The organism is Geovibrio ferrireducens (genome assembly GCF_026226615.1).
GTDB lineage: Bacteria > Chrysiogenota > Deferribacteres > Deferribacterales > Geovibrionaceae > Geovibrio > Geovibrio ferrireducens.
In genome coordinates this window covers 273,151-285,808 of record NZ_JAJAPB010000002.1, presented here as the reverse complement: position 1 = coordinate 285,808, position 12,658 = coordinate 273,151, and the positions used below count along the sequence as shown (strand labels likewise).

12 protein-coding genes are annotated in these 12,658 nt (G+C 47.0%); 9 read left to right on the top strand and 3 right to left on the bottom strand.

Features of this window, described 5'->3' with window-relative positions; all coding sequences use genetic code 11:
- Positions 1-6 precede the first annotated feature (6 nt).
- Both OSQ85_RS03320 and OSQ85_RS03315 read left to right on the top strand, forming a co-directional pair.
- Positions 7-813: an ATP-binding protein gene (locus OSQ85_RS03320; RefSeq protein ID WP_265821284.1), complete on the top strand. Its 807-nt coding sequence runs from the start codon at positions 7-9 to the stop codon at positions 811-813.
- Positions 813-1,625, top strand: coding sequence for an MBL fold metallo-hydrolase (locus tag OSQ85_RS03315; protein WP_265821282.1), 813 nt, complete (start codon positions 813-815; stop codon positions 1,623-1,625). The genes OSQ85_RS03320 and OSQ85_RS03315 overlap by 1 nt, the downstream gene beginning before the upstream one ends.
- Before the next feature lie 6 nt (positions 1,626-1,631).
- On the opposite strand, the gene OSQ85_RS03310 is transcribed toward OSQ85_RS03315, so the two are convergent.
- The gene (locus tag OSQ85_RS03310) at positions 1,632-2,747 is read right to left on the bottom strand and encodes a GGDEF domain-containing protein (protein WP_265821280.1); all 1,116 of its coding nucleotides are present in this window, start codon (positions 2,745-2,747) and stop codon (positions 1,632-1,634) included.
- Between the two features lie 518 nt (positions 2,748-3,265).
- Here OSQ85_RS03310 and OSQ85_RS03305 point away from each other — a divergent pair.
- The 7 genes from OSQ85_RS03305 (at position 3,266) to OSQ85_RS03275 (ending at position 9,439) form a co-directional block, all read left to right on the top strand.
- The gene (locus OSQ85_RS03305) at positions 3,266-3,688 is read left to right on the top strand and encodes a F0F1 ATP synthase subunit B family protein (RefSeq protein WP_265821279.1); all 423 of its coding nucleotides are present in this window, start codon (positions 3,266-3,268) and stop codon (positions 3,686-3,688) included.
- 11 nt (positions 3,689-3,699) lie between these two features.
- Complete coding sequence (locus OSQ85_RS03300; protein WP_265821278.1) at positions 3,700-4,269, top strand: ATP synthase F0 subunit B; 570 nt, start codon at positions 3,700-3,702, stop codon at positions 4,267-4,269.
- Positions 4,266-4,805: an ATP synthase F1 subunit delta gene (atpH, locus tag OSQ85_RS03295; RefSeq protein WP_265821276.1), complete on the top strand. Its 540-nt coding sequence runs from the start codon at positions 4,266-4,268 to the stop codon at positions 4,803-4,805. Before OSQ85_RS03300 ends, atpH begins: the two co-directional genes overlap by 4 nt.
- Before the next feature lie 34 nt (positions 4,806-4,839).
- On the top strand, positions 4,840-6,351 hold the full coding sequence (gene atpA, locus OSQ85_RS03290) for a F0F1 ATP synthase subunit alpha (protein WP_265821275.1): 1,512 nt from the start codon (positions 4,840-4,842) through the stop codon (positions 6,349-6,351).
- Between the two features lie 11 nt (positions 6,352-6,362).
- Positions 6,363-7,220 (top strand): ATP synthase F1 subunit gamma, encoded by an 858-nt coding sequence (gene atpG, locus OSQ85_RS03285; protein WP_265821273.1) that lies wholly within the window; start codon positions 6,363-6,365, stop codon positions 7,218-7,220.
- 393 nt (positions 7,221-7,613) lie between these two features.
- Complete coding sequence (gene atpD, locus OSQ85_RS03280; protein WP_265821271.1) at positions 7,614-9,020, top strand: F0F1 ATP synthase subunit beta; 1,407 nt, start codon at positions 7,614-7,616, stop codon at positions 9,018-9,020.
- A gap of 2 nt (positions 9,021-9,022) precedes the next feature.
- On the top strand, positions 9,023-9,439 hold the full coding sequence (locus tag OSQ85_RS03275; protein WP_265821270.1) for a F0F1 ATP synthase subunit epsilon: 417 nt from the start codon (positions 9,023-9,025) through the stop codon (positions 9,437-9,439).
- 87 nt (positions 9,440-9,526) lie between these two features.
- Here OSQ85_RS03275 and OSQ85_RS03270 read toward each other — a convergent pair whose 3' ends face one another.
- Together OSQ85_RS03270 and OSQ85_RS03265 are read right to left on the bottom strand one after the other, a co-directional pair.
- The gene (locus OSQ85_RS03270; protein ID WP_265821268.1) at positions 9,527-10,351 is read right to left on the bottom strand and encodes an AraC family transcriptional regulator; all 825 of its coding nucleotides are present in this window, start codon (positions 10,349-10,351) and stop codon (positions 9,527-9,529) included.
- 129 nt (positions 10,352-10,480) lie between these two features.
- Positions 10,481-12,598: an Lcl C-terminal domain-containing protein gene (locus OSQ85_RS03265; RefSeq protein WP_265821267.1), complete on the bottom strand. Its 2,118-nt coding sequence runs from the start codon at positions 12,596-12,598 to the stop codon at positions 10,481-10,483.
- Between the last annotated feature and the right edge of the window lie 60 nt (positions 12,599-12,658).

Below are 12,658 nucleotides of genomic sequence, written 5' to 3'. Positions count from 1 at the left end.
CCCTACATGAAGAAAATAGCCTGTTTTATCAATGATAACAGTTTCTTAGAACGTCTGTCGGATTTCTGTTCGGCTGAGCGCTTCACCCTTATTAATTATAAGGAGGAGAAATGCGAGCTGGACATCTCCGTTATTGTATTCATAACGGATTGTTTCGATACGGTAAAGGGTTTTCGAGAGGATGTTCCGCTCTGTTTCATCGGTAAAAGAGGCGAGCTTTCGGAATGCATCCTTACAGTGGATACCGGGTTTGACCATGTTCAGCTCCGTTATCTCGTTGATGCTGTCTGCCATAACGGAAATATGGAAAACAGTATTTCATCGGTGCGTCCGGTTTCCATAGCAAAAACATTTCATGTGGCGAACGATATTTTCAGTGTTGAGCGCATAGTTTATCTTCTCACCAAGGAATTCATATATTTTCTTGATTTTAACTCCCTTGAGAAAATCCGCATCGGACTTGCGGAAATGATCACCAACGCGATCGAACACGGAAATCTCTGCATCTCAGGCGATCAGAAGCTGGAAGCCACCGAGAACGGAACCTATTACACTCTGATTGAAGAAAGGCTTAAGGACGAAAAATACAAGGGTAAAAAGGTAACTTTCACTTACATTATTAACAACTCAGAGGTAAGAATCTCTATTGAAGATCAGGGGAGCGGATTCAAGGTTGATGACATTCCCGACCCGACCATGCAGGAAGGACTTTTCAAACTGCACGGACGTGGTATTCTTATAACAAGAATGTATTTTGACGATGTTGTTTATAATGATGTCGGAAACAGGGTTGAACTTGTTAAGAGGTTCTAATGATTCGCTTTCTCGGAACCAGAGGGACAATATCAGTCTCCGGAGCTGAATTTTCCAAATACGGCGGAAATACCGCCTGCCTCATGATACCCGTTGATGAGAAAAAGTGCATAGTTCTGGACGGCGGAACAGGCATATATAACCTTAACAACATGGGGAGCTTCGAGGAATACCATATATTTCTCACACACCTTCACTGGGATCACATATGCGGGCTGCCGCTTTTCAGGCCGTTTTACACTCCCGGAAAACATATTTTTCTCTACCTTGAGGATAAGAGCACGCTTACTTCAAAAGATTTTCTTAAAGTACTTTTTAATCCGCCCTTTTTTCCCATTCCCAGAACAATGCTTAAATCAAACATCCGCTTCAACCTCATAAGAGGGGGGCAGCATTTTGTCTTCGGCGATATTACTGTTTTCGCCGCGGAAGGGAACCATCCTGACGGCGCGCTGATGTATAAGATTAAGGACGGAAATATAACTACCCTTTTCGCCACCGACTTTGAGCACGGAACGGAGAGGGATGATTTTCTCATTGAGTTCGGCTGCGGCTGCGACTATCTGGTCTTTGACACAACATACACGCCTGAGGACTACGAAGGGAAAAGGGACGGCACTGCCAAAAAGGGCTGGGGGCACTCAACTTATATTAAAGGTGCTGAATTTGCGAAGAAGGCAGATATTAAAAATCTTGTGCTCTACCATCATAACCCCGATTATAAAGATGCCGAGCTTGATGCCATGTTCGAAGAGGCGAAGAAGGTATTCCCCGCCACAATCTGCTCCTATGACGGGTTTGAGATAAAGTAGGGCGCTTTAGCCCACCACTCTGTTTTTGCCGAACCGCTTACCGTTATAGAGGTTCTTGTCTGCCCTCTCCAGAAACGATTCAACGCTTTCTCCCTGCATATACTGAGCAACACCTATAGTCACGGTAATTACGAATGTCTTGTCCTTCAGGGTAAAGTTTGTTGTTTCCACCTTGCTGCGTATCTGTTCTGCTATGCGGACAGCGTTTTCAATGTCTGTGTTAAGAAGAAGCACCAGAAACTCCTCTCCGCCGTACCTGAACGAGAAGTCGGACTTGCGTATGTGTGTCTTAACCACGCCGCCCAGATGCTTTATTACCTGATCGCCCACTATGTGGCCGTACACATCGTTTATTCTTTTGAAGTTGTCTATATCCAGCAGCAGAATACAGAACGGCTGACCGTGCCTTCCGAAGCGGACTATCTCTTCTGCCAGCTTGATGTCCATGTATTTGCGGTTATTCAGGCCTGTGAGGTGGTCTGTTATGGTTTCCTGCCTGTATTTGCGGATGTTTTCATTAAGCTGGGCGACCTCTTTCTTGTACTCGGTGAGTTCGCTCTCTATTTTTGAATAGCTCTCGGTCATGCTTTCCAGTTTGTCTTTCTTTCCTGCGAGTTTGGAGTCAAAGGCTTCCATGAACTTGGTGAAGGGTTTGCCGGGGAAAACAATTCCCTCCTCCCGGAGAATCTGTTCGATCTCCTCTGCATTGCTCATGAGCTCTTTGTCCTGATTTATATCCTCTTCAACAAAGCGGATGTTGTCCTCAAGGTTATCTGACATTTTATCCTGTGTTGAGAGTACCTTTTTGAATAGAGACTCGACAAATTCGGTAAGGGTGGAGAGCCGTTTGTCATTTTTTATAATCTGTCTTGCGATTGAGCCCAGAAAAGCATCGGTGATGTCTTCAATGTCTGTTTCATTATTAATCATCGCAAAAACTTCTGAGAGCTCCCTGTCGCTCACATATCCTTTGAGTGTGTCTATGTAGGGGAGCATTCTGTTGGTAATGGATATTTTATAAACCGGTCTGCATGTGGACTGAAACAGTTTGTTGAAGTTTTCGTTGGCGATGAGAGCATCGTTAAGCGTTTTGTCTGTAAGGTTTATCTTTTTTTCTGACATCTGTTTGAGGATGTCTCTGATTATAGGACTCAAACTTTCAGAATAATATTCAATGGTTTTGTCAGCCATCTTCCACCCATATGTAATAATGATTTATTATAATGCAGAATGATATATTAATAAAGCTGATTTCATGAACGAAAAAACTGTCTGCTTGATTTAACCTGCTAAAAAGTGTAAAAGCATAGCACAAAGCGGCAGGTGGAAAACCTGCCCGGAAAATGCGCTCAGAACGCTGTATTAATGCGTAATAAATTGTATTGACAAGGGAAACAAGTTTTGATAACTTCCTTCCTGACTGTACACTGTATACAGTCCTGAATGTATTGCATTCCGCTTCACACAAAGGTTTTAGCCAAACTTTAACCAGTTGTGACCGGTTATTTTAATGACAGGCATGTGTAGGTTTTGATACCCCTGGGGTTTATCGTTAAAGGACTGCCGTTTTTACGGTCGTTTTGTATTTTCGGTCAAAACAGCACAGGAATGCAGCAGTCTTAATCAAGCAGAGGTCATTAATGGTATACGTTGACTTTACAATCGTTATTCAGATCATTCAGTTTCTTCTCATTATCTTCATCAGCAAAAAACTGATTCTTGACCCGACGCTCAAAACTATCCAGTCCAGAGACTCCCGCATTAAATCCCTCACGGATGAAGCGGAAGGGCTCCGCGCTGAGGTTGAGGCGGGAAGAAAAAGCTACGCAGAGAAGATGGATGCCATGAGAGCTGAAATGGCTGAGTACCAGAGAAAAATCAGAGAGGAAGCCTCTAAGGATGCAGCAGCGAAGGTTGCTCAGGCCAAAGCAGAGGTAGACGCAAAGGTTGAGGCGGCGCTGCTTAAGCTTGAAAGCGAAAAAGAAGCCGCAGCTAAAAACATGGACTCAATGGTCGGCGAACTCTCCGATCTGATAGTTCAGAAAATTCTTAAGTCTGCGTAGGGGGAATGACAGTGAAGAAAATCATTTTTACATTGATCCTCGCGGCAGTTTCACTCAGCGCTTTCGCAGCCGGTGACGGACACGGAACCGTAGACATGGGCGCTATGCTCAAAAACTTCGGCTACAGGGTGCTTGTTTTTGTTCTTTTCGTTATCATTCTCTTTAAGCTTCTTAAAAAGCCTATCCTTGAGTTTCTTGACAAGAGATCAAAAGAGATTGAGAAGTCCATTCAGACAGCTAAGGAAGCCAACGATACCGCCAAAACGGAGATCGAAAGCTACAAGCTGAAGATGAAAGGCTTCGAGAAAGATCTTGAAACCATGAAGCAGAGAGCACTTGAAGCAGCCGAAAACGAGAAAAAGGCTATAATCGAAGATGCTGAAAAGCAGATCGAAAAGCTTGGCCGTCTCGCAGAAAGCAGGATTCAGGCTGATTACAAAAAGGCCTCCGAAGAGCTTAAAAAACAGGCGGTCGCAGCCGCTCTTAATGCTGCTCAGGCTAAGCTCGGTCAGGAACTGACCGCTGAGAAGCAGAACGAGATCCTCGGCAATTACATAAAGAAATTAGGGGTGATCAGGTGAGAACACAGGTAGCAGCAAGACGTTACGCCTCAGCCCTTTATGAAGAAGCCAGATCAGCAGGCAGCCTCTCTTCCGTTATTGAGAAGCTGGACGCGGTTGCCGCACTCGCTGGCGATTCTAAGGACTTCGGCGTTTTTGTCAAAAATCCCGTTATCTCCAAGGAAGACAAAGCGACTGTAATCAGAAGCCTTAATGATAAAGGAATGCTGGACGGATTCACCTCCTCCTTCCTTGTTATGCTTGCCATGAAAAACAGGCTTGAGCTTCTTGATGAAATCTCAGGTTATCTTAAAACACTTGCTATGGAAGAAAAAGGCGAAGCAGTGGCAGAGGTTACCTCGGCTACGGAACTCAGCGGAGACGCTGTGAAAAGCCTTGAGGAAGCCCTCAGCAAAATCACAGGCAAAAAAATTACTGCGGTTGTTACCGTAGATAAAAGCATCCTCGGCGGTGTAGTGGCAAAAGTGGGCAGCACGCTTTACGATGCCAGCATCCGGGGGCAGATTAATAAAATCAGAGATCGTCTGATCTCGTAAGAATACAAGATCAATAATTTAAGGAGTTTGGCTGATGCAGATCAAAGCTGAAGAGATAAGCCAGATCATTAGAGACCAGATTAAAAACTTTGACCAGAAAGTAGAAATGCAGGAGGTCGGTACTGTAATCACCGCCGGTGACGGTATCGCAAAAGTTTACGGTCTTGATAAGGCTATGGCCGGAGAGCTTGTTGAGTTTCCCGGCGGAGTATACGGTATTGTTTTCAACCTTGAGGAAGACAATGTCGGTATCGTTATCATGGGTGAGTACGCACACATCCGTGAAGGGGATACAGTAAAACGTACAGGACAGATCGCATCTGTTCCCGTGGGCAGAGCGCTTGTAGGCAGGGTTGTTAACCCCCTCGGACAGCCCATTGACGGTAAAGGTCCCATCGAAACAACCGAGACGGACGTTATCGAGAAAATCGCTCCCGGTATCGTTGACAGACAGTCAGTTCACGAACCCCTCCAGACAGGTATCAAAGCAATCGATGCAATGATCCCCATCGGACGCGGACAGAGGGAACTTATCATCGGCGACCGTCAGACAGGTAAAACAGCAGTCGCTATCGATACTATAATCAACCAGAAAGGCCAGAACGTTATATGCGTTTACGTGGCTATAGGTCAGAAACGCTCCACAGTTGCAAGGGTGGTTGACACTCTTGAGAAACACGGCGCTATGGATTACACCATAGTTGTGGCTGCGACAGCTTCAGACCCCGCTCCCCTTCAGTTCATCGCACCTCTTGCGGGAACAACAATGGGCGAATATTTCAGAGACAGAGGCGAACATGCGCTTCTTATATATGATGACCTTTCCAAACAGGCAACAGCCTACAGACAGATGTCACTTCTTCTGAGACGTCCTCCCGGACGTGAGGCTTACCCCGGCGACGTTTTCTACCTTCACTCAAGACTTCTTGAAAGGGCGGCAAAATTCAGCAAGGAAAAAGGCGCAGGCTCTCTTACGGCTCTTCCCATAATTGAAACTCAGGCGGGCGACGTTTCGGCGTACATTCCCACCAACGTTATTTCAATTACGGACGGACAGATCTACCTTGAAACAAACCTGTTCTACTCAGGTATCAGACCTGCGGTTAACGTTGGTCTCTCAGTTTCAAGGGTTGGCGGTTCCGCACAGATTAAGGCTATGAAACAGGTTGCAGGCCGTCTCAGGCTTGACCTTGCACAGTTCCGTGAACTTGCTGCTTTCGCACAGTTCGGTTCTGACCTTGATGCGGCTACTCAGGCACAGCTTAAAAGAGGTGAGAAGCTTGTTGAAATCCTCAAACAGGCTCAGTATGTACCCGTTCCCGTTGAGGAGCAGGTGGCAGTCATCTTCTGCGGTGTTAACGGTCTGCTTGATGATGTACCCACTGCCGCTCTCGGCAAATTTGAGAAAGAATTTGTTTCTTTCCTCAAAAACAGCAAAGGCGACATACTTAACAGCATAAGAACAGAAAAAGCTCTCTCAAACGAGCTTACAGATAAACTTAAAGGCGCTGTCGAAGAATTTAAAAAGATGTTCGCCGCTGGCTAAGGAGCTTTTAGATGGCCGGAACCAGTGATATAAAACGCAAAATTGCATCTGTAAAGAACACGCAGAAAATTACGAAAGCCATGAAAATGGTTTCCGCTGCGAAGATGCGCCGCGCGCAGGACGCTATGGCAGCCGCCAGACCCTTTGCCCGCAAGATTACGGAGATGGTTCACGATGTGGCTCAGAGAGCCAATCCTGAGCTTCACCCGTTTCTCGCAGGTAATGAAAACACGGATACCATAGGCCTTATAGTCGTAACCAGCGACAGAGGGCTTTGCGGCGCTTTCAACAACAACATTCTGAAAGCCGTTTCCCGGTTTGCTTCCGAGCACCCCGGTAAAAAGGTTAAGCTTGTCTGCATAGGCAAGAAAGCTTACGAGTTTTTCAGAAAGAGAGACTTTGAAATAATTGAGAAATATGCCGATTTCGCAGGCAAGGTTCTTTTCAGTGACGCTGTCGGCATAGCCGATGTTGTTGTGGAGCAGTTCCTTAATAACGGTATAAGCGATGTTTACGTACTCTATAACGAGTTCAGATCAACAGCATCGCAGACACCGGTTACGGAAAAACTTCTTCCGCTGAAAGTTGAGGAGACAGGCGAGCAGCTTGTGGAATATATCTACGAGCCTAAACCCGAAATGCTTCTGAACGAACTTATGCCCAGATACATCCGCTACAAGATTTTTCAGGCTCTGCTTGAATCCACAGCGGGTGAGCACGGTGCAAGGATGATGGCTATGGACAACGCATCCAGAAACGCATCCGACATGATCGGCAAACTGACGCTCACTTACAATAAAGTGCGTCAGGCTTCAATCACCAATGAGATTCTTGACATCGTAAACGGTGCTGAGGCTCTCAACGGCTAACAAGGTACAGGATGTACCTTCGCCGTGCGCAGCGAAGCCGTGTTTACCACGGCGCGAGCGTGTAGCACAAAAACACAGGACGTTGTTTTTGTGCCGGCAAAACAGGAGATTCTTGACATCCTAAACGGTGCTGAGGCTCTCAACGGCTAACAAGGTACAGATATAAGAAAGAGCAGGCTTCCTTCCAAGGCACACTGATGTGCCCGCGGAACGAACCGGAGCAGAGCATTCTGCAAGGTTCCAGTGAAGCGAGAGCAGCAAGGAGCTTTGCTCCGCTGACTGCGAGTGAGAAAACCGCAGCTTAGGTTCCAGCGGTTTCTGTTCCGAGCTTGCTGAAAAAAACTACAGGATGTAAGTTTTTACGAACTATCGATATATTGGGGTGAATCAACAATGGCAAATAATGTTGGTAAAATTGTTCAGGTAATCGGCCCTGTTGTGGACGTGAAGTTTGCCCCCGGCAACCTTCCTCACATCTACAACGCCATCGAGATTACCGATAAAAACGGAAGAGTGATCGTCTGCGAGGTTGAACAGCACCTCGGAGAAGACACTGTCCGCAGTGTTGCCATGACATCCACAGAAGGCCTTATGAGAGGCACTGACGTGGTTGACACCGGAAAAGCAATAGCCGCTCCGGTAGGCAAAGGCGCGCTTGGACGTATCCTTAACGTTACGGGACAGCCCGTTGACGAAAAAGGACCTGTGGTCGCTGACGACTACTGGCCTATCCACAGACCCGCTCCCACAATGGATGAGCAGGACACAAACTACGAGATTCTTGAAACGGGAATTAAAGTTATCGACCTCCTTGAACCCTATACAAAAGGCGGTAAAACCGGCCTTTTCGGCGGTGCGGGCGTTGGTAAAACGGTTCTCATCATGGAGCTTATCAACAACATCGCAAAACAGCACGGCGGTTACTCTGTTTTCGCCGGAGTCGGTGAAAGAACAAGGGAAGGTAACGACCTTTACGCTGAGATGATGGAATCCGGCGTTATCGATAAAGTTGCCCTGGTGTACGGCCAGATGAACGAGCCCCCCGGAGCAAGGATGAGAGTTGCGCTTACCGGTCTTACAATCGCGGAATACTTCCGTGATGTACAGGGACAGGATGTTCTTCTCTTTGTTGACAACATTTTCCGTTTCTCTCAGGCGGGTTCAGAAGTGTCCGCACTTCTCGGACGTATGCCTTCTGCGGTGGGCTACCAGCCTACACTCGGTACGGAGATGGGTGAGCTTCAGGAGAGGATTACCTCTACCAAAAAGGGTTCAATCACATCTGTTCAGGCGGTTTACGTTCCTGCGGATGACCTTACTGACCCTGCTCCCGCTACTACTTTCGCACACCTCGACGCGACTACGGTTCTTTCACGTCAGATTGCGGAACTTGGTATCTACCCCGCGGTTGACCCCCTTGACTCAACATCAAGGATTCTTGACCCCAACATAGTGGGTGAAGAGCACTACCAAACAGCAAGGGCTGTTCAGGCTGTTCTTCAGAGATATAAAGAGCTTCAGGACATCATCGCGATCCTCGGTATGGAAGAGCTTACAGAGCAGGATAAACTCACGGTTGCAAGGGCAAGGAAGATTCAGAGATTCCTTTCTCAGCCTTTCCATGTTGCCGAGCAGTTCACCGGTCTTGCGGGCAAATATGTTCCGCTTAACGAGACTATCGAAAGCTTTAAAAAGATACTCGCGGGCGACTGCGACGATCTTCCTGAGCAGGCTTTCTACCTTGTAGGAAACCTTGACGAGGTTTACGAGAAGGCGGAGAAACTTAAGAAGGGTGCATAATCATGGCTGATATGATAAGGCTTGAGCTGGTTACTCCTGAGCGTCTGCTTCTCAGCGAAGACGTGGAAGAAGTTATTGTTCCGGGTGTTGAGGGCGACCTCGGCGTTCTGCCCGGTCACACTCCGCTTCTCTCCGCTCTGCGTGTTGGCGAAATGACGTACAGGAAAGGCGGCAAAAACGAATATGTCGCTATTGAAGGAGGCGGTCTCATCGAGATCAGCTCCGACAAGGTTATTGTTCTCGCCGATGCCGCTGAGCTTGGCCGTGAAATTAACCTTCAGGAAGCCATCGAACGCAAGCTTCAGGCTGAAAGTGCTCTGAAAAACGAGCGTCAGCAGGATGCGCAGAACTTCAGAAACATGGAAGCGAGACTTAAAGTCGAGCTCACCAAGATTCAGATTGCTGAAAAATATAAGTAATAGAGAAAGGGGCGGCAAACACCGCCCCTTTTTTATAAAATCTCTGTCCAGCAATATCTTACATTCATCAATGCTGCCTGTTTTTCTCTACTCACCAGTTGAAAATGTTTTCATGTACTGACCGGGTGTAAGCCCTGTGAATTTTTTGAAAACGTTAGAAAAATGACTCTGATCACTGAAACCTGTCTCAAGGGCTGTGTCTACCAGAGAGAGCCCTTCTTTAAGCATTTTCTTTGATTTATCGATTCTTACGGTGCTGAGATAGCCGTAGGGGGATATGCCGTTTTGTCTGGTGAATGACCGCAGCAGATGGAATTTGCTCATTCCTGCGAGCCTGCTGAGTTCATCGAGGCTGATGTTCCTTGAATAATTTTCTTCAAGGTAGTCGCAAACAAGCTTTGAGGCTTTGCTTCGGTGAATATTTGCGGCAGCTGATGCCTTCACTGCGTACTCTTCAATGAGCCGTGCAATGAAAAGGAGGAAGGTCTCTTCCTTTATAAGATCATTTTCTCCGTTCATAATCATCATGTGAAGTTCCGCAAGCTTGGGCGTAAGAGCACTGCGGCAGACCATCGGTTCATCGAATACCGGAAGCCGCTCACTGCCGGTAATTTCTGAGACACATTTTTGCATGACTTCCGGCAGAATATTAATGCATTTGTAATTAAGGGGTTCATCATTGATCTGTTCGCAGGCGTGATTGTCCTTGGGGTTCAGAAGAATCAGATCTCCTTCACTTATGATGTAGGAGCAGTTATTGCACAGCATCCGCCGTTTGCCTTCGCTTATGAAGCCGATCACGTAATAGTCATGGAAGTGGTTCGGGAATTTCTGCATAATTCCCTGAAAGTTATAGGCTTCAATATTCAGATCGGTGTCATATGTTATATTTCTGATCTCTTTCTGCTTCATGCGAATATGTATAGCATATTTTTATGAGGAATCTTGCATGATATTGCTCACTGTGCGGAAATCTTTATATGGTGTTTACAGGTTTCAAAAAAAGTGCCGCACCCTGTGAGAGGTGCGGCGCTTATCTGTTTACTCAATCATGTCATGTACGCAGCGGACATAGAAGCCGTCTGTGTTGAAGCTTACGTCTGCTAATCCGTTATAAAATGAAATTTTCCAGGCTCCTTGCTCATTAGAAGCTGTTTGTCCGGTTGATGACCAGTATGTGTATGGGGCCTTATTCTGAAAAACAGAGTAAATAGATGGATTGTATGTGTTGAAATCAATTATTGTTTGCAGTTCTCTGATATTAGGCAGCCTCCAGTCGCTGTAGCTTCCTAGTGTGAGGGCTTCGCAGTAGTTAATGGCATTCTCCCAGACCTGATGAGTTGTTGCCGCTTCACTGTTATCCTGCCACATCAGACCTGCTGCATGGTCAGTTACAATATCATCGTTGCTTCTGGTGAAACTGCTTTGCAGCTCAGCACCCCTCACGCAGCGGACAAAGTAAGCCCCGTTGTTCATGTATGAGAATTGCTGACCGCTTGTGAAGAGTAAGATATGCTGATCGCCTGCACTGGCTGATGAAGCTGTTGATGACAGATATGAGGATGTGAGCCAGTAATCATTAGGAGCAATATTCTGAAAGATCGGATCGATTGTATGTTCATTTCTTCCGTAGTCGACTATTGACTCAAGCTCGCGGAAGCTGGGCACTCTCCAGTCGTCATAGCCTCCAAGAGTGAGGTTATCGCAGTAGCTCACTGCGTCCGGCAGTGTTTTTCTGGCTGCGTTGTCCCATGCATCCGTATCATCCTGCCACATAAACCCTGTTGCATGATCTGTTACTACATTGTTTGCTCTGGTGTAGTCCGGAGCTGCTCCTGCGCTGTACCAACCATCGTCATAATCTGCGTAGGTTGCTGTCTGACCTGTCTGTTTAACGGTAAACACGGGAATGGGCTCAACCGTTATGCTGAAAGCAGCGAGTGAGTCGGTTGCCCCGTGGTTGTCTGATACTGTGATAATTATGTTGCTTACAGTGCCTGTGTCTCCGGAGGTCGGCGTGCCTGAAAGTATACCTGTGGAGTTGTCCAGACTCAGCCATGCGGGAAGCGTAATGTTAACACTGAAAGTCAGGGTGTCTCCCGCATCGGCATCACTTGCGGTTGGTATAAAACTGTAGGCTGAACCGACAGTTACCGTTGCGGCAGGCGTACCGCTTATTGTGGGAGCTGTGTTCAGGCGGTTAACGGTTATGCTGAAAGCGGCAAGTGAGTCAGAACCGCCGTGCCCGTCAGATACGCTTATAATTATGTTGCTGATCGTTCCTTCATCACTGTTTGAAGGAGTTCCCGTGAGTGCTCCGGTGGATGTGCTGAAACTCAGCCATGCGGGGAGAGTAATGTTAACACTGAAAGTGAGGGTGTCATGATCCGCATCATTGGCCGTGGGTGTGAAACTGTATGCGGAACCGGCAGTTATGGCGGTCTGCGGCGTTCCTGATATTTCCGGAGCAGTATTAGCGGGATTGACCGTTATACTGAAATGCGGCAGATAGGCATAACCTCCTTTACCGTCAAATACAGTTATTATTATGCTGCTGTGTTCCGCCGCAGTCTGCGGTGTTCCGCTGAGGGTTCCTGTTGTATTATCAAATTCCGCCCACGAAGGCTTGTTCGATATGCGGAAGGTAAGTGTGTCATCATCGGCATCAAAGGATATTGGAGTGAAGCTGTATGCAGTGCCTGAGGTAACTCCGGTCTGTGGAGTGCCGCTTATTACCGGAGCTGAGTTGCCTGCCGGGCGTGTTTCTGTCTTATTCAGCCCCACAAGGGAGCCGGAGCTTCCTCCGCTGTTCCATGTACCTGTTATTGTCCCTGAGCTAAGGTTCAGGCTGAAAGAAATATCCCCTGTGTCTCTCAAGGATGAAAAAGCCGTGACTCCTTCGACTTCGGCGTTGCCCGAACTGTCAACACTGCCTGTCAGGGCGTAGGAGTTATTGTGATCTTCTGCAATGCCGGAAATTTTACCCTCATTGTTAACGGTAAATTCCCATAAACCGGAAACTGACGGGCTTGAATATACACCTGTGTAATAACCTTTGTAAGGGTGCTCCGCTGGCTGCTTACTGCCTGAACTGCCGTTGCAGCCTGTAAAGAGAGCAGCTAGCAGAATCACCGCAAAAACCGATAAAAGTCTTCTCATTTCTATTCCCTCCGATATTTTAACTGACTATTATATTTTAGAAAATTCAGGGAGAAAAAA

Coding starts and splice junctions, on each gene's coding strand:
- OSQ85_RS03310 (WP_265821280.1), bottom strand. CDS start 2,747: ATGTCAGAAAAAAAGATAAACCTTACAGACAAAACGCTTAACGATGCT.
- OSQ85_RS03275 (WP_265821270.1), top strand. CDS start 9,023: ATGGCTGATATGATAAGGCTTGAGCTGGTTACTCCTGAGCGTCTGCTT.
- atpG (WP_265821273.1), top strand. CDS start 6,363: ATGGCCGGAACCAGTGATATAAAACGCAAAATTGCATCTGTAAAGAAC.
- OSQ85_RS03265 (WP_265821267.1), bottom strand. CDS start 12,598: ATGAGAAGACTTTTATCGGTTTTTGCGGTGATTCTGCTAGCTGCTCTC.
- OSQ85_RS03315 (WP_265821282.1), top strand. CDS start 813: ATGATTCGCTTTCTCGGAACCAGAGGGACAATATCAGTCTCCGGAGCT.
- OSQ85_RS03320 (WP_265821284.1), top strand. CDS start 7: ATGAAGAAAATAGCCTGTTTTATCAATGATAACAGTTTCTTAGAACGT.
- OSQ85_RS03270 (WP_265821268.1), bottom strand. CDS start 10,351: ATGAAGCAGAAAGAGATCAGAAATATAACATATGACACCGATCTGAAT.
- OSQ85_RS03305 (WP_265821279.1), top strand. CDS start 3,266: ATGGTATACGTTGACTTTACAATCGTTATTCAGATCATTCAGTTTCTT.
- atpD (WP_265821271.1), top strand. CDS start 7,614: ATGGCAAATAATGTTGGTAAAATTGTTCAGGTAATCGGCCCTGTTGTG.
- atpA (WP_265821275.1), top strand. CDS start 4,840: ATGCAGATCAAAGCTGAAGAGATAAGCCAGATCATTAGAGACCAGATT.